Source organism: Nocardiopsis nanhaiensis, assembly GCF_054778635.1.
Genome location: NZ_BAAGZJ010000002.1, coordinates 46693 through 67207, shown reverse-complemented (window position 1 = coordinate 67207; position 20515 = coordinate 46693). Strand labels below are relative to the sequence as shown.

The 20515-nt window shown below is 70.4% G+C and carries 16 protein-coding genes; 6 read left to right on the top strand and 10 right to left on the bottom strand.

Annotation, left to right across the window (positions count from 1 at the left end; genetic code table 11):
• Positions 1–66: 66 nt before the first annotated feature.
• The 3 genes from ACYVD1_RS01215 to ACYVD1_RS01205 form a co-directional block, all read right to left on the bottom strand.
• On the bottom strand, positions 67–3009 hold the full coding sequence (locus tag ACYVD1_RS01215; RefSeq protein WP_460766338.1) for a penicillin-binding transpeptidase domain-containing protein: 2943 nt from the start codon (positions 3007–3009) through the stop codon (positions 67–69).
• Positions 3010–3404: 395 nt separating this feature from the next.
• Positions 3405–4751 carry an FAD-dependent oxidoreductase gene (locus ACYVD1_RS01210; RefSeq protein ID WP_460766755.1) on the bottom strand — a complete coding sequence of 449 codons (1347 nt, stop codon included), beginning with the start codon at positions 4749–4751 and terminating at the stop codon, positions 3405–3407.
• 287 nt (positions 4752–5038) lie between these two features.
• Positions 5039–5722 (bottom strand): lysophospholipid acyltransferase family protein, encoded by a 684-nt coding sequence (locus ACYVD1_RS01205; protein WP_460766331.1) that lies wholly within the window; start codon positions 5720–5722, stop codon positions 5039–5041.
• A 258-nt stretch (positions 5723–5980) separates the two neighbouring features.
• Between ACYVD1_RS01205 and ACYVD1_RS01200 the strand changes: the two genes are divergently transcribed.
• Complete coding sequence (locus ACYVD1_RS01200) at positions 5981–6634, top strand: cyclase family protein (RefSeq protein WP_460766328.1); 654 nt, start codon at positions 5981–5983, stop codon at positions 6632–6634.
• A 29-nt stretch (positions 6635–6663) separates the two neighbouring features.
• On the opposite strand, the gene ACYVD1_RS01195 is transcribed toward ACYVD1_RS01200, so the two are convergent.
• From ACYVD1_RS01195 to ACYVD1_RS01185, 3 genes are all read right to left on the bottom strand, one after another.
• Entirely contained in the window at positions 6664–8748 is a 2085-nt protein-coding gene (locus tag ACYVD1_RS01195; RefSeq protein WP_460766752.1) for an FUSC family protein, read from the bottom strand.
• 76 nt (positions 8749–8824) lie between these two features.
• Positions 8825–10021 (bottom strand): hypothetical protein, encoded by a 1197-nt coding sequence (locus ACYVD1_RS01190; protein ID WP_460766325.1) that lies wholly within the window; start codon positions 10019–10021, stop codon positions 8825–8827.
• Positions 10022–10187: 166 nt separating this feature from the next.
• Positions 10188–10730, bottom strand: a complete 543-nt coding sequence (locus ACYVD1_RS01185) for a GNAT family N-acetyltransferase (RefSeq protein ID WP_460766320.1) — start codon at positions 10728–10730, stop codon at positions 10188–10190.
• A 314-nt stretch (positions 10731–11044) separates the two neighbouring features.
• Between ACYVD1_RS01185 and ACYVD1_RS01180 the strand changes: the two genes are divergently transcribed.
• Positions 11045–11974 carry a LysR family transcriptional regulator gene (locus tag ACYVD1_RS01180; protein ID WP_460766317.1) on the top strand — a complete coding sequence of 310 codons (930 nt, stop codon included), beginning with the start codon at positions 11045–11047 and terminating at the stop codon, positions 11972–11974.
• A 52-nt stretch (positions 11975–12026) separates the two neighbouring features.
• Here the strand turns inward: ACYVD1_RS01180 and ACYVD1_RS01175 are convergent, their stop codons facing one another.
• On the bottom strand, positions 12027–12947 hold the full coding sequence (locus tag ACYVD1_RS01175) for a LysR family transcriptional regulator (protein ID WP_460766313.1): 921 nt from the start codon (positions 12945–12947) through the stop codon (positions 12027–12029).
• A 71-nt stretch (positions 12948–13018) separates the two neighbouring features.
• On the opposite strand from ACYVD1_RS01175, the gene ACYVD1_RS01170 reads away from it, so the two are divergent.
• A complete protein-coding gene (locus ACYVD1_RS01170; RefSeq protein WP_460766749.1) occupies positions 13019–14149 on the top strand; it encodes an EamA family transporter in 1131 nt (376 codons plus the stop codon).
• A gap of 79 nt (positions 14150–14228) precedes the next feature.
• Here ACYVD1_RS01170 and ACYVD1_RS01165 read toward each other — a convergent pair whose 3' ends face one another.
• Together ACYVD1_RS01165 and ACYVD1_RS01160 are read right to left on the bottom strand one after the other, a co-directional pair.
• Positions 14229–14549 carry a winged helix-turn-helix domain-containing protein gene (locus ACYVD1_RS01165; protein ID WP_460766308.1) on the bottom strand — a complete coding sequence of 107 codons (321 nt, stop codon included), beginning with the start codon at positions 14547–14549 and terminating at the stop codon, positions 14229–14231.
• Complete coding sequence (locus ACYVD1_RS01160) at positions 14546–14995, bottom strand: hypothetical protein (protein ID WP_460766304.1); 450 nt, start codon at positions 14993–14995, stop codon at positions 14546–14548. Before ACYVD1_RS01160 ends, ACYVD1_RS01165 begins: the two co-directional genes overlap by 4 nt.
• Before the next feature lie 154 nt (positions 14996–15149).
• Here ACYVD1_RS01160 and ACYVD1_RS01155 point away from each other — a divergent pair, with 154 nt between their 5' ends.
• The 3 genes from ACYVD1_RS01155 (at position 15150) to ACYVD1_RS01145 (ending at position 18871) form a co-directional block, all read left to right on the top strand.
• Entirely contained in the window at positions 15150–16952 is a 1803-nt protein-coding gene (locus tag ACYVD1_RS01155; RefSeq protein ID WP_460766301.1) for a hypothetical protein, read from the top strand.
• Between the two features lie 88 nt (positions 16953–17040).
• On the top strand, positions 17041–17688 hold the full coding sequence (locus tag ACYVD1_RS01150; RefSeq protein ID WP_460766298.1) for an alpha-ketoglutarate-dependent dioxygenase AlkB family protein: 648 nt from the start codon (positions 17041–17043) through the stop codon (positions 17686–17688).
• Positions 17689–17785: 97 nt separating this feature from the next.
• Complete coding sequence (locus ACYVD1_RS01145) at positions 17786–18871, top strand: magnesium and cobalt transport protein CorA (protein WP_460766295.1); 1086 nt, start codon at positions 17786–17788, stop codon at positions 18869–18871.
• A 42-nt stretch (positions 18872–18913) separates the two neighbouring features.
• Here the strand turns inward: ACYVD1_RS01145 and ACYVD1_RS01140 are convergent, their stop codons facing one another.
• Positions 18914–20458, bottom strand: a complete 1545-nt coding sequence (locus ACYVD1_RS01140; protein WP_460766292.1) for a hypothetical protein — start codon at positions 20456–20458, stop codon at positions 18914–18916.
• Between the last annotated feature and the right edge of the window lie 57 nt (positions 20459–20515).

The following is a 20515-nucleotide window of genomic DNA, read 5'->3' as shown; positions in this document are numbered from 1 at the left end:
CCGGACAGTACGCCGCACGACGACGGCCCTGTCGGACCCGCGGTCCGACAGGGCCGTCAGGCGTCGCTAGAGCGCGTTGGTGAACTCGGCGGCCAGCGGTCCGGCGACGGCTGATCCGCCGCCCCCGCCTTCGACCACCAGGGCGAACGCGACGTCGTCCTTGTAGCCGACCATCCACGCGTGGCTGGGCAGCTCGTCGTCGTCGTTGGCGTCCTCTTCGGTGCCGAACTCAGCGGTGCCGGTCTTGCCGAAGACCTCACCCTCGAAATCGATGTCCTCGGCCGTTCCCTCGGTGATCACCGCACGCATCATGGGTTGGATCGCTTCGGCGTTGCCGATGGGTGTGGGCTCGGGGACGTCCTCCTGAGCGGGCTCGGTGACCAGCAGCGGTTGCCGCCAGGAACCGTCCGCGATCGCGGCGGGCACCGTCGCCATGTGGAGCGGCGAGGTGAGGATCTGGCCCTGGCCGATCCCCTGCGAACCCATCATGGTGGTGCTGTCCACCGGCGGGAAGGTCGGCTCCTGGGCCGTCACACCGATGTCCATCGGCGCGTTCATACCGAACTGCTCCGCACTGGCCTGGAGGGTCTCCGGGGACAGGTACTCACCGACCTCGTGCACGAGGGCGGTGTTGCAGGAGGTCGCGAACGCCTCGGTCACCGACTGCTCGCCGTACTCGGCGTTGCCCGCGTTGCGGAACGGCCAGCCGCCCAGCTCGTACTCCTCCGGGCAGTCCATGGTGGTGTCCACCGACATCCCGTTGTCCAACAGCGAGCTGTAGGTGACGATCTTGAAGGACGAACCGGGGGCGTACTGACCCTCGAAAGCCCGGTTGAACCCGCCGGGCACGTTCACCGCGGCCAGGATCTCCCCGGTGGAGGGGCGCACCGCCACCATTCCAGTGGGGTCGTCGGCCTCGATGATGGCGTTGGCCGCCGCGCTCTGCACGCCCATGTCGATGCTCGTGGTGATGTCCTCACCGTCCGAGCCGTCCAGCGTCGCGATCGTGTTGTCCTCGGTGGCCTCGATCGTCGCGGGGTCCTCGGCCTCGGCCGCGTCCACCATCACGATGGTGGTCGCCGCCTCACCTGCCAGGTGCTCCTCGTGGGTGCGCTGGAGCCCGCTCACACCGACGGTGTCGCCGACGCTGTACGCCGGCCCCAGGCGCTCCACGTCGTCCTCGTCGGCCTCGCCGAGCGAACCGGCGATCATCTGCATGGAACCGGACGCGTCCGGGCCGTCGATGCGGGTGCCGTCGGTGGCCAGGATCTGACCGCGCTCGCCCCACACCGCGGTACGGGCCAGGACCTCGCCCTCGCCCAGGTCGGGGTAGGCGACCTCGGGGGAGAAGTCGACCCACCACTCTCCGTCTTCGCGCAGCAGCGGCAGCTCGCCCTCCCAACCCCAGTTGTCGGCGTTGGTCAACGACACGGTCACTTCGTAGGAGGCGGTGCCGGTACCGCCGTCCGTGTTCGGATCCCCGACCTCGACGTCGACGGAGTCGACACCCAGGCCGCTGTCGATCCCGCTGAAGGTCGCCTCCGCGTTGTCACCGGTGGTGACGTCAGCCAGGCGCGCGTAGTCCTGTTCCTCCCAGGCGGCCTCGAACTCCGCAGTGGCCTCCTCGGGTTGGGGCAGCGTGTAGACGTACCACCCCGCGGCGCCCCCGACCAGGGCCAGCACGACCACGGCCGCGACCACGCCGATGACCAGCCCGCGACGGGACTTCTTGCGGGGCGGTGGCGGTCCCGGGTCGTAGTCGTCGCCGTACGGGTCGTCCGGGCCGTCGGGACCTCCCGGGCCGCCGTAGCCGCCGTGTCCGTGGTAGCTGTCGTAGCCGTCGGTGTTGCCGTGGCCGCCGTAGCCCTCAGACCCGCCGTGGCCCTCAGGCCCGCCGTAGCCCTGGGGGCCGCTCGGGCCGACCGCGCCGCTGTAGAGGAACTCGAAGCTGTCGCTACGGTTCTCACCCTCCTGCGGCCCGTTGGGGGCGAGCGGTGTGCCCGGGTAGGGGGTGTCGCCCTGGTAGGCGGGCTGGCCCCCGTACGGGGTCTCCCACGTCTGCGGCTGGGTTCCGGCAGCCTCCTGTCCGTGTCCGGACGGCTGGTCCCAGGACTGTTGCGGACCGGTCCCGGGGTTGTGCCAGCTTTCGTGGACGGCCGAGGGACCAGCGGGTGGCTCAGCAGGGGTGTTCCAGTCACGCGGGGGCTCGTACGAGCCTTCCGTCGGTGCACCCCACCCCTGGTCGGGGCCGTGCCCGACCACGGGCCACGGCGTCTCGGGGTGCTCGGACTGCTCCGGATGGCCCCAGGACTGCTGCGGAGCGGCCCCGGCGTCGTTCCAGTCCTGGTGGGAGGCGTGGGGCTCCGGCGTGCCAGCCCAGTGCTGCTGGGGGGCCTGCGGCTCGGAGGGAGTGTTCCAGCCTCCGTCCGGGATCTGCGGTTCGGCGGGTGCGCTCCAGCTCTCCTGCGCCGTGTACGGCTCGGCGGGGGTGTGCCAGTCCGCCGGGGAGGCTGCAGGTTCGGGCTCCGGGGTTTCCCAGGACGCCGGTTCGGGCTCGGCGGGCCGGTCCCAGGACGGGGGCTCAGGATCCGGGGTTTCCCAGGACGCCGGTTCGGGCTCGGCGGGCTGACCCCAGGCGGGTTCGCGCGCGGAGGCGTCCCATGCCTCGCCGACGGGCGTGGGCGAGACGGGGTCGTCCCAGCGTCCCCACGAGCCGTCGGAACCGCCGCGGCCCTCATCGGGAGTGCCGGCGGCAGCGGTGGTCTCGTGCTGGCCCTGGCGGGGGTCCCAGGGCTCTGCGGGGGTGCTGGGACCGGACGGGGACGGGGCGACGGGGTCCGCGGGGCGCGGGTGTTCGAAGCCGAAGTCTCCGGTTTCCGTGGGGCGAGCTCCGGGTGGCCGCTGAGGAATGCGGTAGGGATTCTCCGGACGCGACTGACGCGCCTCTGTACCGTCCGAATCTTCGGGCGGCCCGGAGGAATCCGGCTGCCGGGGGGACCGTTCGTCCACGCCTGACCGTCCTTCGTTGTGTTTCCTGGAGATACCACGATGCCCCACCCCCACCTCGGTGGGAGCGGGGCATGAGGATGATGGTCGGCGTGGCGGTCGCCTCTCGGCGCGGGGCACAACGGGGCTCCTGGCCGTCCGGTCCGCCCACCCCGAGAGGTGGGTGCCGGACGCGGTATTCCGCGAAGGCTATAGGTGAGGCCCGGGGGACACTTGCTACCACACCGACCAACAAAGACTCTAACCCATCGGGCCGCGGAGTTGTTCCACGAACCCTGAGAGAGCCGCATGTGCAATCTCACGGTGAGGGGCGACGTCGTTCGGGTAGGACGAAAAGCCGGTCCCGCAAAGGGGAGCGGGACCGGCTGGGAAGCTCACACGTTGGCTCTAGGGCGGCTCTAGGGCTGCCGTGCGACGCTGGTCTGTTCCTCGCGGGAGTGCAGCTTGAGGCGCTTGCGGCCGCGCTCGGCGCCCAGCTCCTCCTCCTTGGCCTCGATCCGCTGCCAACCCTCCCAAGTGGTGTACTCGACACCGCGCTCCTCGAGGAGCACACGGAAGGAGTCCGGGTCGGGCTCGGTGGCGGGCCTTGTGGACTCGCGGTCGGCGACCAGGTTGGTGACGGTCTCCAGGGCGTCGCCCTTGGTGTGGCCGATGAGGCCGACCGGGCCGCGCTTGATCCACCCGGTGGCGTACACGCCGTCGACGTGCTCGTCGTCCAGGTCCAGCACCCGGCCCTCGGCGTTGGGGACGACGCCCCGCTCGTCGTCGAAGGGCAGGTCGGTCAGGGGCGAGCCCAGGTAGCCGATGGCCCGGTAGACGGCCTGCACCTCGTGGTCGATGTACTCGCCGGTGCCCTTGACGCTGCCGTCGCCCGCCAGTTCCATGCGCTCGGTGCGCAGACCGGTGACGCGGTCCTCGCCGAGGATCTCCACGGGGGAGTGCAGGAAGTGCAGGTGCAGACGGCGGTCGGCACCGCGCTCGTCGCGGATCGCCCAGTTCTGCAGGACCTTGACGTTGGTCTTGACCTGGTTGGACTCCTCGCAGGCCGCCAGGCTGCCCTCGTCCATGTCGAAGTCCTCGGCGTAGACCAGGACCTCGACCCCGGGCTGCTTGTCCAGCTCGCGAAGCTCCATCGGGGTGGCTTTGCACTGGGCGATGCCGCGGCGGGCGAACACGTGGACGTCGGTGATCTGCTTGGCGCGCAGACCCTCGTAGACGTTGTCCGTGATGTCCGTCTGGAGGAGGTCGTCGGCGTCCTTGGCCAGGATGCGCGCGACATCGACCGCCACGTTGCCCGCGCCGAGGACGGCGACGCTGCTGCCCTCGACGTGCCAGGAAGGCGCGACGTCGGGGTGGGAGTCGTACCAGAAGACGAAGTCGGCGGCGCCGTGGCTGCCGGGGAGGTCGACTCCGGGGATGTCCAGCGGGCGGTCGCGGTTGCTGCCGGTGGCGAAGATGACCGCGTCGTAGTGGCGGCGCAGGTCCTCCAGCTTGAGGTCCACGCCGTACTCGACGTTGCCGTAGAACGTGATCTGCGGCTTGTCGAGGATCTTGTGCAGGGCGCCCTGGATCTGCTTGATCCGGGGGTGGTCCGGGGCCACTCCGTAGCGGACCAGGCCGTAGGGAGAGGGCAACTTGTCGAGAATGTCGATGCTGACGGACGTGCCGCACGCGGACAGGGTCTCGTCCTTGGTAAGCAGGTCCGCGGCGTAGATTCCCGCCGGGCCCGCACCCACGATTCCCACTCGCAGTGGTCGCGTCATCGCACAGCTCCAAGTCTTCGCGCCAGGGTCGGACGCCATAGGTAAGGCTTGCCTAATGTAACCGATGTTGCCATCGGAAATCCCTACTATAAGGGTAGGGAATTCTGCTTGCTCCCGAAGGGAGTGGCAGTCAGGCCGAAGTGCCGCTCGGTGCTGGTCACCGACGCATCCCAGGCGGGGCGCAGGATTCGGTGCCGCAGAAGGGGCCCTCAGTCTGGAGTCAACGCCCCCTCAAGGGCGATTAAGCCCGGGGTTCGCTGTGGGGAAAGTCACTGCTGGTCAAGCTCGGCCTTGACCGTCGCCGCGAACCTGGGTACCTGCTCCTGTCCGGACAACTTGGCGATGGCGGCCATGATGGCGTCCGTGGCCGCTCGGCGCGGGCGTGCCTTGTGCGCCTGGCCCTCCCAGGCCGACAAGTCCACCGGCTCCCCGATGCGTAGGGCCACCCGGTTGAACCGAGGCACCTTGCGTCCAGGAGGCAGGATCCGCTCGGTCCCGGCCAGGGCGACCGGTACCACGGGCGCCCCCGTCGTCAGGGCCAGCCAGGCCAGGCCGGTCTGCCCCTTGTACAGGCGGCCGTCGGGGGAGCGGGTGCCCTCGGGGAAGATGCCGAACACTTCGCCGCTCTGCAGGACCGCAAGGCTGTTGTCCATGGCTTCCTGGGCGCTCTGGCCCGGGCGCCGGTCCACGGAGAGCTGGCCGAAGGCGCGCAGGAGGCGGGTGAACGCGCGCTTGGGGAGGGTCCCTTCGTCGAAGAGCTCCTGCTTGGCGATGAACCGCACCGGCCTCGGACACGCCACCCCGATGAAGAGGGGGTCGATGAGAGCCAAGTGGTTGGCGGCGAGGATCACCGGGCCCCGCTCGGGAACGTTGTGCGCGCCCTCGACCTTCTGGGGCCACACCACCCGGCTGGCGGGTGCGACGACGACCTTGGCCGCTCCGTACAGTGACACGATGAAGTCGCCCCTTCTCGGTGGGTGGTTTCTCAGCTTGGGGTAGCGGACGCGATCGGGTGGGGGCCGCGGGTCCGTGGCTGTGCCACCAGAGCTTATCGGGGTCGCGGTGTCGTTCGTCTGCCGAGGGGTGTGCTCGGACTCGGGCGGAAGGATCTCAGAACCCTTGTCGTGACCCGTGCCACGCGCGTTAGGGTGGTGGTCTAGACCTCTGATCCAGGTCAGGGGTCGCTCCGGACGCGAGTGAGGAAGACAGCCATGGCGAAACTGGTCGATGTCAGCCACCAGATCACCGACGGGATGACGACCTGTCCTGGCCTGCCCGAACCGGTGATCGAGGAAAGCACCACGGTCGCGGGGGGTATCCCCGGGCACGGGAACAGCACCGGCAGGGTCACGATGGTCGGGGCGACCGGCACCCACGTCGAGATGCCCGCACACCGCTACCGCGACGGGGCGGACCCGGCCGATCTGGACCTGGAGCGGGTCGCCGACCTCCCCGGCGTCGTGATCACCGCGACCGAGGGCCACCAGATCGGACCGGAGGCCTTCACCGGGCTGGACGTTCGGGGACGCGCCGTCCTTGTGCGCACCGGTTGGGACCGGCACTGGAGGACGGAGTCCTACGGCCAGTTCGACCACCCCCACCTCACGGAGACGGCGGCCAAAACCCTCGTCCAGGCCGGGGCGACCCTGGTCGGCACCGACTCTGTCAGCGTCGACGACACCTCGCCCGCCGCCGAGGGCGCCCGCCCGGCGCAGGCCACCCTGCTCACCGGCGGCATCCCGATCGTCACGCACCTGTGCCGACTCGACCAGCTACCCGCCGACGGCTTCTCGTTCTACGCGGTCCCCGCGAAGGTTCGCGGCATGGCGGCCTTCCCCGTGCGGGCCTTCGCGCTCACGCCCTAGCGCTCGCTCAAGAGCCGGGGCGCGGTCCTCTACAGGTCCGCGTCGACGTCCTTCTGGGCCCGGCGCCGCTCGCGCTGGGCCCGGCGCTCGTCCTCCTGCCGCGCGGATCGCTCGTCCTGGGCCACGGCGCTGGTCATCGCGTTGGCCAGTGCGCGCAACTCCATGTGGATCCGGGGGTAGGCGGGTAGCCGCGGCAGGGCGCCCAGCCGCGGGGTGCGGCGCTCCTCCATCGCGGAGATGAGTTCGAGGAAGGCCAGGTCCACCCGTTGCAGGGTGATCGTGCCCGCTTGCTCAGGGGTGCGGTCCTGGGTGAGGGCGGCCAGTGCCAGGTATCCCATGCGCTGGGTGGCCACCACCACGGGCCACAGCGGCCGTGTGGACGCGGCCCGCGGCACGTCGCCGATCGCGCTCTCGTACACGCCGCGCAGGTTCAGCAGAGAGGACCGCATGTCCCGCCGCAGCCGGTAGCGGCGCTCCTCGGTGATCTCCACGTCCTGGTCCAGCACCGCCATCATGCACTGCCTGATGCTCTCCAACACCCCGGAGATCGCCTGCGGTAGCCGCGTCGCCGACGTCTTGCGCCAGAGCAGGAGCGCACCCGCCATACCGAACGCGGAGCCGACAAGGGTGTCGATGATCCTCGACCCGGCCAGCTCAGCGACGGGGTAGGGGTTGGCGGTGTAGGACAGCATCAGCGCCATCGGCGTCAGCAGCACCGAGGCATAGAAGAAGTTGCGGACCACCACGAGCTGGGTGGCGCCCTGGAAGAGACCCGCGAGGACGATGATCGCTATCAGCGACAAGTCGAGTGACAGCAGCGCGACGCCGCCCACCACGCCCAGCAGGGTGCCCAGTGAACGCTGTACCGAGCGGTTCATGGTCAGCACCACGTTGCCGCCCTGCAGGACGGCGGTCGTGGTCAGGGCCACCCAGTAGTAGTGGTCCAGGCCCATCCACAGGCCGAACGCCCCGGCCAGGGTCACGGTCAGACCCATGCGCAGCGCGGTGGGCCGGATCAGGGAGTCGCCGCTCAGGCTGGAACGCAGCGAGTTCCACAGCGCGGGGTAGCGGTCGTCGTGCAGGTCGGCGGCGCGCTTGTCGTCCTCCTCGTCGTCGTGTGCGCCGCGGCGGGCGGCGGTGGCGGCCCGCGACAACAGGTTGTACAGGCGCGCCTCCAGCGAGCGCGGGCGCATGCCCCTGCGCAGTTCGTCCAGGGCGTCCGGGTCGGGGGCGCCTTCGGAGTCGGCGACGGCCGCGGCCATGGAGTCGGCGAACTCCGCCGCCTGTGCAGGCAGCTCGGTGGTCCGGGCCATGCACACCTGGGTCGCGGCGAGGTGGACGTCCGAGACCCAGCGCAGCAGGGCGCGCAGGCGGGCCGCCTCCGCGGTGGTGCGGTATCCGCGCGTCTGGGCGAGTAGCACGATCCGCCACGCCTCGGCGACTGCAACGGACGCCTTGTGCTGGGCGTGGTCGAGCTCGGGGGTGCCCACGGCTCTGAGCAGTGTGGCCAGCGCACGGTAGGCCCCGGCTACCGCTTGGTACTCGGGGTGCCGGGCGCGTACGGGGGCGCCAGACATCGACACCGCCCATCCGACCGCCGCTCCCATGGCCGAGACCAGCGCGGCCAGGGGCACGTCGGCCGGGCCGGCCGGGGCGATGGTGGAGATGCTGGCGACCAGGACGAAGAACATCGTGCCCGGTTTGTCGACCCGCCAGGCCGCGCACACCCAGGTGGCCAGGCCCGCGGTCAGCCCGATGGTGACCACCGCCGCCCACGGGGTGATCGAAGCGGCCAGGGAGTTGAGGGTCACCGCCGCGACGAACCCCAGCCCCACCAGGGCCAGGGCGGCCGCACGGTAGGCGTAGGGGGTCTTCTTCTCGTACAGGACGGTCATCGACCCGAGCGCGGCCAGGGTGCCGATCTGGGGGCCGAACAGGAACGCCGCCAAGGCGAAGGACACCGTCATCGCGATGGTGGCCTGCGCTGCGGTCGTCCAAGCCCAGGTTCCCGTCTCCAGGCCGAACACCGCCTTGAGGTCGACACGGGGACGGGGGCGTTCACCCACGGTGACACGCTCCGGGCTCTTAGCGGATTCGTCACCGCTCAGGCTCATCGGACCGGTATCGCCAGTGGTTCCCAGATCTCGCACGGCCCCATCCTAAGCCGAACGGGACGAATGGGGACGTAGGTCATGGGCCGGCCGTGCGAGAGCTGTCGGGCGCGGTTTCGGCCCGCTCAGCCCGTTCTGCCCGCTCCAATGCCCGGTCCCGTGCCTCCTCGGCCACCGCCAGGCGCGCCGCCGCGGCCTCCCTTACCTCGGCGAGGGTGAGCTCGGCGTTGCGGCGCTGGGTGTCGAGTTCGGCGGCCAGGCGTTCGCGGTCGGTCGCCAGACGATCCAGTTCCGCGGTGAGGCGCGCGCGCTCGGCCTCGGCCGCCGCACGGTCGGACTCCACGCGCTGGTGGGCCCGCTCCAAATCGGCACCGAAGCGGGTCCGCTCGGCCTCCAGGGCCTGCGCGTCGCGGCGCGCCTGCTCCTCGGCCTGCTCGGCCCTGGCCAGGGCGCTCCGCTCGGCCAGCTCGGCCTCGTCCCGCAGCCGCGCCTGTTCGGTGAGTTCCGCGCGCAACCGCTCGGACTCCTCGGTGGCCCGCCCCAGCCGGGAAGCGGATTCGGCGCGTTCGAGCTCCAGGTCGGCGCGGGCGCGCTCGGCGGTCTCGGTGATCCGGTGCTCGGCCTCGGCCAGTCCGGCGTTGGCCTCGACCACGGCCGCGTCGCGCTCTCCGACGGCGACACGGGCCAGATCCGCCTGCCGGTCGCGCTCGGCCTCGGCGGCGTCCCGGCGGTGCAGGGACTCCTCGGCGATACGCTCGGCGTCCTGGGTGGCGGCGACGGCGGAAGCGGTGGTCTCCTCGGCGGTACGGCGGGCCGCCTCGGCCTCCCGGCGCCGGTTCTCCGCCTCCAATCGGGCGGAGTCGGCTTCGGAGACCTGGCGCGCGGCGGTCAACCGGGCCGCTTCGACCTGGGCCTCGGCGGCGGCCGGATCGGACATGGTGGAGAAGGCCTCGGTGGCCGCTTCCAGGGTCGTGTTGAGCTGTTCGGCCTGGACCGCGAACCGGGTAAGGAGGTCGTCGGCGCGCAGCCGGGCCAAGGTGACGGGCTCGCTTCCCTGGCCGGAGGCGGGGGCCGCAGCTTTCTCGTCCTGGTCGGTGCGGGCCGCCTCCTCAGCGTTGTCCGCTACCTGGGCTTGGCGCTGGCGTTCCTTCCACGCCCGCCAACGCGTGTGTTCGGGCAGGTCGCAGTATTGCGGCGGGCGTCCGGGGGAGGAGCCGCGGGGGACGGATCGCGTACAGCCGGGGAAGATGCAGGTGCTGGAGTCGGAGGAGGTCACGGGCCGAGGGTAGCGTCTCCGCCCTGTCCCGGAGGCGGTGTGTCGTCAGGTCCGAGGCGGTGTGTCGCGGGTGTGTGCGGGCGTGGAAGAGCCCCCGTGCGGGACGTGGGTATGACCGCACGGGGGCTGGTACTGGGAGGACGGTGGACCTCCGGCCGTGGAGCTCCTAGTCGTGGGCGCCGAAGCCGTCGACGCGGCAGACCATCGTGGTCACGAAGGGGCGGAAGCCCTCCTCCTCGAGGAAGTCGATGTCCTCGGACGCGGTGGCCAGCGCGGAGAACTCGATGTCGCGGATTCCCTGGCCCGCGAGCTGGCGACGGACCTCTTCGAGGAGCTTGGAACTGACACCGGAGCCCTTGTAGTCGGGGTCGATGGCGAAGGTCTGCACGACGGCGACCCGCTCACCGCGGTCCCAGCTGCCCTGGGCGTTCTCACGGATGGTGACCATGGCGTACCCGGCCAGATCCCCGTCGTGCTCGGCGAGGATCGCCATGGTGTCGGGGTCGGCGAGCCACGCCAGGTACTGGGCGCGGCGACGGCGCCAGGACTCGTCCAGGCTCACCGCGCTGATGATGTCCTCGAGATGCGGGGCGGTCACCGTGTGCTGCTGGTGCAGTGCGCCCCACAGGTCGGCGAGCTCCTCTACCTCGTGTGCTCCGAGGTAGCGGAAGCCAAGGACGCCGACGTTCGCCACGCGAGGTTTGGTCATCAGCGAAGTTTGCATGTTCTTCTCACCCGTTCCACCAGCATTGGATGCTGATCCCTTGGGATCCGCGTTGTGCGGATCCGTGGTTGAGCTGTGGATCTGACTGTACGTGCCGGTATCGACGGGAACAGGCGCGACACGAAGAAAAGGAAGCATGAGATCGCTTTAGAGAAAGAATCTCGGATCTTTCTTTCTGGAGTGGCCTGCTGGGGCCGATGGGGGCGACTTGGACGGTGTGCATGGAATCACGTGCATAGCGTGGTCTATCGGGCGGAAATCACCCCGAAACCTGGTCGTACTGTCATAAATTGGACGGCATGATCGACGTTCGGCGGTTGCAGCTCCTTCAGGCCCTTGACCACCACCGCACGGTGGCGGCGACCGCGGAGGCGCTCAACGTCACTCCGTCGGCGGTCTCCCAACAACTCGCCGCCCTGGCCAAGGAGACCGGGGTTCCCCTCGTCGAACGCCAAGGCCGCCGCTTTCTCCTGACCGGGGCCGCTCGCGTCCTGCTCAAACGGGCGCACGTGATCTTCGCCGAGATGGAGCGCGCCACCGCGGACCTGGCCGAGTACACCGACGGCGACCGGGGTGTGGTCCGCGTCGGCTCCTTCTCCACCGGCATCAGCGACCTGATCGCCCCGGCACTGGCCCGACTGAGCACCAGCCACCCCGGATGGACCTTCGAGGTCGTGCAGGCCGAACCCGAGGACAGTACCGAGATGGTGCGCTCGGGCTTTCTGGACGTGGCCCTGACCATGTCCACCACGCACATGCCTGCCGCCGGGGATCCGGACTTCCGCGCGGACCGGGTCATGGTCGAGCTGTTCGACGCGATCCTTCCCTACCAACACCCCCTGGCCACCCGGACGAGCCTGCACCTGGCCGACGACCTGGCTGCTGAGGGCTGGATCATGTCCGCGCCCGACACGGCCTGGCACTCCTGCGTGACCGCCGCCGCCAACCAGGCGGGTTTCCAGCCGCGGGTGATTCACACGGTCGACGACTTCAACGCCGTCTTCGCCATGATCCAGGCGGGCCTGGGCGTCGCACTGATGCCGCGGCTGGCCTGGACCGGTCTGAACAAGCCACAGATCGTGGTCCGCGGGGTGGAGGAGACCGCCCGGCGCCACATCTACGTCCTGTCCAGGGCGGGGGCGGCGCCCGAACCGCTGCTCACCGCCGTCCGGGAGGCCGCGAGCAAGGTCCCCGTCCCCTCGGTCGGTCCCTTCGCCATCGCGGGCTGACCCCGGACGCAGGATGGCACGGCGGACTGCGGTCCACCGGGCGGGGCACCGCTCAGACCGGCAGCGGCGGTACGTCGTCGAGCACGTCCTCGGCCGCCTGGTGCAGGTAGGTCGCGACCAGCCGGATCGGCTTCCACGCCCAACCGCCGGTGCGGCCGGCCAGGTAGACCCGGCGCGCCCCGCCCAGTTCACCCAGCGGGGCATGGGCGACCCCGCGCCGGGTGGTGGTCGACAGGCGGGGCACCACCCCCACGCCCACACCGGAGGCCACGAGCTCCTCGAAGAGCTCCAGGGTGTCGATGCGGTGCACGATCTTCGGTGTGAACCCCGCGTCGGCGCACATCCGGTGGAGCAGTGCCTCCTCGTCCCCTCGGTAGGGGCTGGCGATCCACGAGGCGTCCGCCAGCTCCCGCAGGCGGCGCCGGGTGAGGGTTCGGCTGTCTGCGCCCTCGGAGTGCTGGGAGAGGAGGAGGACCTCCGTTCCCACCGGGTAGACGGTCAACATCCCCGGGAATTTCCGGGGGAGAAGGCTGTACTGGTAGACCACCCCCAGATCCGCCCCGCCGTCCTGCAGGAGGTCCAGCGCCTGCTCCGACTCGTACTCGGTCAGGTGGATGTCGATCCCCGGGTGGTCGCGCCGCAGTCGACGGAGCGCGGGGAGCACGATCGGCGCGGCTGAGGTGTACATCACCAGGTCAACGCGGCCCACCGGTGCGGTGTCCCCGTCGAACTCGGCCTGGGCCGCCTCCACGCGGGCCAGGATGTCCACCGCGTGCTCGGCCAGCCTGCGCCCGGCCGGGGTGAGGCGCACCCGGCGCCCGTCCGGGATGAGCAACGGAACACCCGCTTCCTTCTCCAACACGGCGAAGTGTTTGGACACCGCAGAGGTGCTCATGCCGGTGACCTCCGACACAGCCGCCATGGTGCCGAGCCGTTCCAGTTCCACCAGCAGGCGCAGCCGCGTGAAGTCCATCAACCAAAAGTACACGGTAGATCAACCTTCAGTCCGTGGACAGAAACGAAGTGCTGGGATTCAGTGGTCGGGTGATCCGCTCCCTCCTTCCCTCGCCCCGCCGTGCCCAGTTCCGGCTCCCTGCGCCGTTGATGCTGCTCATCGGCATGTTCACGCTGCACACGGGCAGTGCCCTTGCCGTGACCGCCTTCGAGCACGCCAGCCCGGCCACGGTCACCTGGCTCCGGCTCAGCTGGGCAGCGCTGATCCTCCTCGCGCTCGGGGGTCCCTCTCTGTGGCGGGCCGTGCGCGGGGCGACCTGGCGCGAACTGGGTGCCGTGGTGATCCTGGGCACAGCGAGTGCGGGGATGATGCTGTTCTACTCCGAGGCGACGGCGCGGATCGAGCTCGGTACCGCCACCTCCATCGAGTTCCTCGGAACCCTCGTGGTGGCCGTGGCCGCCATGCGCCGCCGCCGCGAACTCGTGTGGATCGTCGCCGCCGTGGTCGGTGTGGTCTGCCTGACCCGCCCTTGGCAGGGCGACCTCGACCTGCTCGGGATCGGCTTCGCCCTGGCCGGGGCGGTCTGCGTGGTCGGCTACATCGTGCTGACGCAGCGGGTGGGCGCCGGCTTCGGCGCCGTACACGGCCTTGCCCTGGCGATGACGGTCGGCGCCCTGGTCACCGCGCCGTTGGGGGCTCCGGCCGCGATCGCCCAGCCCAACCCCGAACTCATCGTGTTCACGCTGCTCATCGCCCTGCTCTTCCCGCTGGTGCCGTTCCTGCTGGAGATGGTCGCGCTGCAGCGGATGAGCCGGACCGCCTACAGCACCTTCTCCAGCCTGGAGCCCGCAGTGGCCTTGGTGATGGGGTTGATCGTCATCGGCCAGGCGCCGGTGGCCGTGCAGCTGGTCGGGATGGGCTTGGTGGTGATCGCCGGGATCGGCGCGGCCCGAGGGGACCGCAGCGCCCGGCCCGCCGTGCCGAAGCGGGAGGGGGCGCGGATGCGGGGCGCCGACACCGCCGGGCAGCCCGTGGAGGCGGTGCGGGCCACCACGACGGGGCAGTCCACCAAGACCGGTCCGGGGGCGAAGGACGGCGCCCCCGGACCACAGGCCCAAAGGTCGCGGGGGCGGTCGGAAGGACCCGAGCGCGTGGCCCCGAACCCCGCACCCCGCGCCGACGGTCGGCCGCGCCGCCGCCCGGCGCAGCGGGGCACCTGACCCGGTCCTTCGCCGTGCGCCCCTGTACCAGGGCGGACGCCGCACGGCGGAGGGCCGTCATCCGCCACCGCGGCGGATCTCAGCCGTCGTCGGGCAGGTGTACCGCCGCGCCGGAGGCGATGTCGCGCAGGGCCTGGACGTGCTGTTCGAAGGCCTCGCGGCCCTGCGGGGTAAGGACGAGGGAGGTCCGGGTCCGCCGTCCCACACGGAACTTGGTCACACCCACGTACTCGGCCTCCTCCAGGGTCGCGATCTGTTTGGAGAGCGAGGAGTCGGAGACCTCCACGGTGTCCCGCAGGACGCGGAACTCGATCTCGTTTGCCGAGGCCAGGGCGGCCACGATGGAGAACCGGACGGGGGAGTGGATGACCTCGTCCAGTCGACTGCGCGGGTGGTTCACCGCTTGCCCCTGCTCTGACGCAGTGCGATCAAGCCCGCTACGGAGGTGGGAACGGCGCTCAGAACGGCCATCGGCACCCACCAGAGTAGTTCTCCTTGGAGGAAGGTGAGGCCCACGAAGAGGGAGAGTGTGTAGATCACGCCCCATCCGCCGATGCCCCACGAGTGCAGTTTGCCGTAGTGCAGCGGTTTGACCGGTTGCTTGGCCATGTAGAAGCTCAGCAGGGCGAGCGCTACCGCGAAGAAGGACGATCCCACGATCACGCCCATCGCGGAGGGGGCCAGGCCGAGGATGAGGACGAGGATTAGGCTGGCGAACCCGTAGCCGAGCCCGTAGACCGCGTACCAGCGCCCCCTGGGGCGAATTTTCGCGTCCAGTGCCTCAGCCTGCTCGAGGGCGTCCCAGGCCTCTTCCCTGCGCATGCGCGTCTCCTCCACCGTTGTCATATTTCCATGTTCACACTCACTTTCCATAATGGCAAGTGAAGATTCGCCGAGGATGCCCGAACCGGTGCCCCAGCGGACATGACCGGTCCCACCCTCGCGGCACGGCACTCCGGCGCGCGCCCACGCCCCCGCATGCACTAACTTGGTCCGAATCATGGCGGCCAAATCTGACCTCGAACTCCTGCGGGCCCACGAACCGGTGCTCATGTGCACCGAGGGGGAACTCTTCTTCCCCACCGACGTGGAGGCCTACGTACGCAACTGCAGCCTTTGGATCGAGGAACCCGGCGGGCGCGAGAGCGTGATCGTCCCCGCAGGGGAGCTCACCCTCGAACGGCTCTCCCAAGCCGAGGAGGAGTGGCCCGGGCGCCACAAGCACCTGCGCTTCGTGCAGGAAGAGACGCTCCGCGAGGAGGCGCGACGCTTCAAGGGCATCGCCCGCTCGGTCATCCCCAAGAGCGGCCGCCTGGCGGCCGTAGGCGTGCTCGGCCGCGTCCTCGACATCCTGATGAAGATCTCCCTGCTCATCCGCGGCGCCGTCCCCGGCGGCGTGACCTTTGCCTCGGTGACCCGCTACCGCGAGCGCGTCGACAACGGCGGCGCCACCTACTACGGGCGCGTCACCCGCGAGGGCGGCTACATCATCCTGCAGTACTGGTTCTTCTACGCCATGAACGACTGGCGCACCATCTACGGCGGCGTCAACGACCACGAGGCCGATTGGGAACGCGTCACCGTCTACGTAGTGGCCAACCCCGACGGCACCACCCGGCCCGTGTGGGTGGGCGCCTCCTCGCACGAGTACCACGGCGACGACCTGCGCCGCTCCTGGGCCGACCCGGACCTGCACCGGGACGGCATCCACCCCATGATCTACGTCGGCGCGGGCTCGCACTCGCACCAGATGCTCCCCGGCGACTACCTCATCCAGGTCGATCCCGCCTTCCTGCGCGGGTTGGTCCGTGCCTGGCGCCGATTCACCCAGCGCCTCTTCCGCGCCGACAGCGCCATCAACCGGCACGGCATCGGAGTGCCCTTCGTCGACTACGCGCGCGGTGACGGCGAACGCCTCGGGCCGGGCGGCGACCGCGAGTGGAACGCCGTCCTCATCGACGACGACACCCCCTGGGTGCGCGGTTTCCGGGGCCTGTGGGGCCGCGACACCCGCGACTTCTTCGAAGGGGAGCGCGCGCCCAGCGGGCCGCGCTACGAGCGCGACGGCACCATCCGGCGCTCCTGGGCCGACCCCCTTGCCTGGGTCGGGCTGCAGAAGGTGGCCCCCAGTGAACGGGCGGCCCGCGCCGAACTCCGCTCCCATGTGCGCGGCCTCGACGGGCGCCTGCGCGACATGGACGCCGACGTCGTCAGCCGACGCGACAAGCTGCGGCAGCTCGACTCGGCCCGGACAGCCCTCGACCGGGAGGCGCACTCCCGGCCCCGCGCCCGCGAGTACACACAGCGGATCGAGAAGCTGGAGGCCGAGCTCGCCGAGGTCTATGAAAAGCGCGTCCTGCTCGCCGACGAGCGCGACACGCTCCTGAGGTCCCTGGAGAGCGACACCCCGCTGGCGCCCTCACCCACCGGACACCTCAAGGCACCGCACATGCCCTACGCCACCGGTGACCAGCGCACCAACCGCTTCCTCCACCTGTGGGTCGCCCTGAGTACCCCTCTGCTGCTGATATCCCTGGCACTGACCCTGTTCCTGCTCGACGGACAGATGACCCTCTGGGCCATGCTCGGGGTGGTGCTGGCCTTCGCCGCGATCGACGCCGTCGCCCGCCGCAAGTTCGTCCAGTACCTGACCGGGATCGCGATCGCCGCGGTGATCATCGGGTTGATCGTGGGGGTGGTGGCCGCCTTCATCGCCGACTGGCGCATCGCGATCACCGTCCCCATCGTGCTGATCGTGGTGGTCCTGCTCGTGGTCAACGTCCGCGACCTCCTGCGCCGCTGACCGCGCCCGGTCCCAGGTCCCTGGCCGGGTGACCGCCGCGCCAAGCCGACGCCTCGCGCGGTCCGCGCGTGCCAGGCATGATGGCGCCATGGACGATGCGCTGTTCGGATCACCGCCCGTCACCGTCGCCCCCGGCGCGGTCTACTTGCCCGGTTGGCTCCGCTTCGACACCCAGGACGACCTGGTCCGGCGCTGTCGGGAGTGGGCCCGCGGGCCGGCCGGGATGCGCCGCCACTCCATGCCGCGCGGCGGTGTGATGAGCGTGTCCATGGTCTCGCTCGGCTGGCACTGGCAGCCCTACTCCTACGCGCGCACCCTGCCCGACGGCACCCCCGTCCAGCCCTTCCCGGACCTCCTCGGCGACCTGGCCACCCGCGCCGCCGAGACCGCCTACGGCGCCCCGTACGAGGGCGACCCCTACGACGTCGCCCTGGTCAACTTCTACGACGCCGACGCCCGCATGGGCATGCACCAGGACCGCGACGAGGCCTCCCGTGCCCCCGTGGTATCCCTCAGCCTCGGAGACACCTGCGTCTTCCGTTTCGGCAACACCGAGACCCGCACCCGCCCCTACACGGACGTCGAGCTCCGCGGCGGCGACCTGTTCGTCTTCGGCGGGCCCGCGCGCATGGCCTACCACGGGGTACCGCGCACCAGGCCGGGCACCGCCGACCCCCGGATCGGCCTGGACGGTCGGCTCAACATCACGATCCGCGCCTCCGGACTGGCGGACTGACGCCGCCGCTCGAGTCCCGCATGGCGTGTCGGCGCGCGTCCCCGGGCGGCCGGGGCCAGGATCGGGCAGGTCAGGCCAGACCGGGGGAGGACCGCCGATGAACGAATCCGCACCCGAACGCACCATGATCCTGGGCAGCGACAACGCCGTCCCGCCGACCGGTGCCCCGCCCGGAGAGCTCCGCACGCTCCTGTACCGGGACGGCAGGAGGGTGCACGAGGCCGCCACCCTCGGCGAAGCACGCGCGGCGGTGCGCGAGGACCCCGCGCTCTTCGCCTGGATCAGCATGACCGCGCCCAACCAGGAGCAGCTCAGGGAGGCCGCGCACCACTTCGAACTGCCCAGGCTCGCCCTGGAGGACGCGATCGTCGCCCACCAGCGGCCGAAGGTCGAGACCTACCGCGACGTCCTGTTCGTCGTGCTCCGCCCCGCCCGGTACGACCGGTCGGCGGAGACCGTCGAGACCGGTGAGATCCACATGTTCGGCGGGACCGGCTTCGCGATCACCATCCGGCACACCCGGCAGATCGATTTCGAGGACGTCCGAGCCGAGCTGGAGGCCCAGCCCCGGTTCCTCGCCCTGGGGTCTCCTCCGGTCGTCCACGCCGTCGTCAACCGGGTCGTGGACGCCTACGCACCCGTCATCTTCGACTTCCAAGACAGCATCGACGAGGCCGAGAGCCAGGTCCTCGACGGAGCCCCGGCCGCTTCCCGCCACACCTACCGGCTCGCCCGGCAGGCGATCCACCTCCACCGCGCGATCGATCCCCTCGACGTCGTCCTCAGCGACCTCACGGCCCTCCTGGACCACTCGGAAGAGGCCGACCCGGGCCTGCCGAAGGTCCCGGACCAGCACCGGCACCTCCTGCACAACTACCTACGCGACGTCACCGACCACGTCACCGCCGCACGCGAGCACGTTGAGGGCTTCCGCCAGCTCCTGCAGAACATCATGGAGGTCAACAGCGCGCTCATCGGACAGTCCCAGAACGAGGCCATGAAGAAGGTGTCCTCCTGGGGCGGCATCCTCGTCGTGCCCACCCTCATCTCCTCGATCTTCGGCATGAACATCGCGCCCCAGCCCGGTTTCCACTGGGTTTTCAGCTGGCCGTTGGTGCTGCTCTTCATGGTCGCGACCTCGGTGGGGCTCTACTTGGTCTTCAAGCGCAACGACTGGCTCTGACACCGCGGCCCCGGCCCGGCCGCGGGCGGCGCGTACCGGAGTTCACGGGTCGAGGAGGGGGCGGACCTTCTCGACCTCGGTCCGGGCCGTAGCCGCGTGCTCCTCCGCCTCCGCCCGGGTGCGGCGCAGGTCCCCGACGGTCCGTTCCACCTGCTGGTCCAGCTTCTGCAACAGGAGGCCGAGGGCCTCCTCCTTCTTGGCCTGGTCCCGTTCACCGGAGAAGTAGGCACCCGCGCCGACTGCCCCGGCAACCGCGGCCAGGAACCACAGGGCGTTGTTCAGCGTCAACAGGGCCAGGAGGACCAGCACGACAGTCGTCACCAGCGAGGCGAAGAGGACGGTCCGGTAACGGCTGTTGGGCGTGTGCAGATCACGCAGCTGCTGGCGGGCGCGGTCGACCTGCCGGGCGTCGGCCCCGGACCCGGTGACGGTGATGCGCGCACCGTACGAGTTCAGGACCGTCTCCTCCAGTACTGGCTCGCAGGCCCGTTCCACCAGGGTGTCGGCGGTGTCCAGGAGCGCGGTCCGCTGGAGGGCGAGGGCGAAGGTGCGGCGGTGGGCCGGTGCGTCTTCTCGGGACAAGTCCCGTTGGAGGAGGGTGCCGACGGTTTCGACGGGATCGCTCCAGGCCTGGATGGCTTGCCCTGCCCGGTTGTCCTCGATCACCGAGCGGAGGCGGTCGGCTTGGACCAGTAGGGGGGCTTCCTCGGCGGTGCCTTCCTCGACGAGCAGGCGCAGGGTCTCGGTGAGGAAGCCGGTGCTCGCTTGGTCGTGGGCCAGCACTTCGAACGGGGTGTCCTCACTTCCGAGGGCGGTGAGGCGGGCGACCCGCTCGCGCAGATCGCCGAGGGCCTGGGCAGCCTGAGCTCTGCGGAGGCTCGAGGACTCCCTCGTCCCGCGGCGGCGCCCTTCGACGGGGGAGAGGCGGATCCATTGGTTGGCGGCGGGGATCCGGACGTCCTCGGCCGACCAAGCGCGCGAGGTGGACCGCAGGAGGTGTTCGCGGGCGTCCTCGCCGTAGGAACCGTCGGCGGTCAGCAGCCACAACGCGCGCTGGACCCGGTTCAGGCGGGTCCCGGGGCCTGGAAGGTGGGGGAGCATGTCGGCGGCCACGCTCGCACCGAGCGTGCGCGCGTGCTCGGGGCGGGTGAGCGGAGCGGCCAGGGCCGTGAAGCAGCGGGCCCTTTCGTGGTCGAGCTCGGCGGCCTCGTCGAAGCGCACCCGAGCCTTGGAGACATCGTCGTTGAGGAGGGCGTGCAGGCCGTGGGCGGCGGGGACCAGCCAGTAGCCGGGCACGTCCTTGAGGGTGAGGTCGGGCAGGGCGGCGCCGTCCAGCAACTGGAGGGTGCGGTGGCGGGCGAGCGCCGCGTCGTCGAACATCGCCAGGTCCGCGCGGATGTCGGTGAGTTCCATGAAGGCGTCCAGCGTGGCGGAGACCCGGTCGAGCCTCTCCTCCAAGGTGCCCTGGATCTGGCCGAGCTTCGAGCGCAGGTGTGTGCGTTCACGGCTCAGCTGTGATTGCGAGTCGCTCAGCCTTTCCTCGAGGTCCCTGATTCGCCTGTGCTGCGAATACTGGCTCCACGTCATTCCTTCTCCCTTCCCGCGCGCCGGTAGTGACGGGACGCGCTGGGGGTTGTGACGGCG

Bases quoted from the DNA above. Each gene is read 5' to 3' on its own strand.
- ACYVD1_RS01200 (WP_460766328.1), top strand. From the start codon at position 5,981: ATGGCGAAACTGGTCGATGTCAGCCACCAGATCACCGACGGGATGACG.
- ACYVD1_RS01195 (WP_460766752.1), bottom strand. From the start codon at position 8,748: ATGAGCCTGAGCGGTGACGAATCCGCTAAGAGCCCGGAGCGTGTCACC.
- ACYVD1_RS01185 (WP_460766320.1), bottom strand. From the start codon at position 10,730: ATGACCAAACCTCGCGTGGCGAACGTCGGCGTCCTTGGCTTCCGCTAC.
- ACYVD1_RS01180 (WP_460766317.1), top strand. From the start codon at position 11,045: ATGATCGACGTTCGGCGGTTGCAGCTCCTTCAGGCCCTTGACCACCAC.
- ACYVD1_RS01175 (WP_460766313.1), bottom strand. From the start codon at position 12,947: ATGGACTTCACGCGGCTGCGCCTGCTGGTGGAACTGGAACGGCTCGGC.
- ACYVD1_RS01160 (WP_460766304.1), bottom strand. From the start codon at position 14,995: ATGACAACGGTGGAGGAGACGCGCATGCGCAGGGAAGAGGCCTGGGAC.
- ACYVD1_RS01155 (WP_460766301.1), top strand. From the start codon at position 15,150: ATGGCGGCCAAATCTGACCTCGAACTCCTGCGGGCCCACGAACCGGTG.
- ACYVD1_RS01150 (WP_460766298.1), top strand. From the start codon at position 17,041: ATGGACGATGCGCTGTTCGGATCACCGCCCGTCACCGTCGCCCCCGGC.
- ACYVD1_RS01145 (WP_460766295.1), top strand. From the start codon at position 17,786: ATGAACGAATCCGCACCCGAACGCACCATGATCCTGGGCAGCGACAAC.
- ACYVD1_RS01140 (WP_460766292.1), bottom strand. From the start codon at position 20,458: ATGACGTGGAGCCAGTATTCGCAGCACAGGCGAATCAGGGACCTCGAG.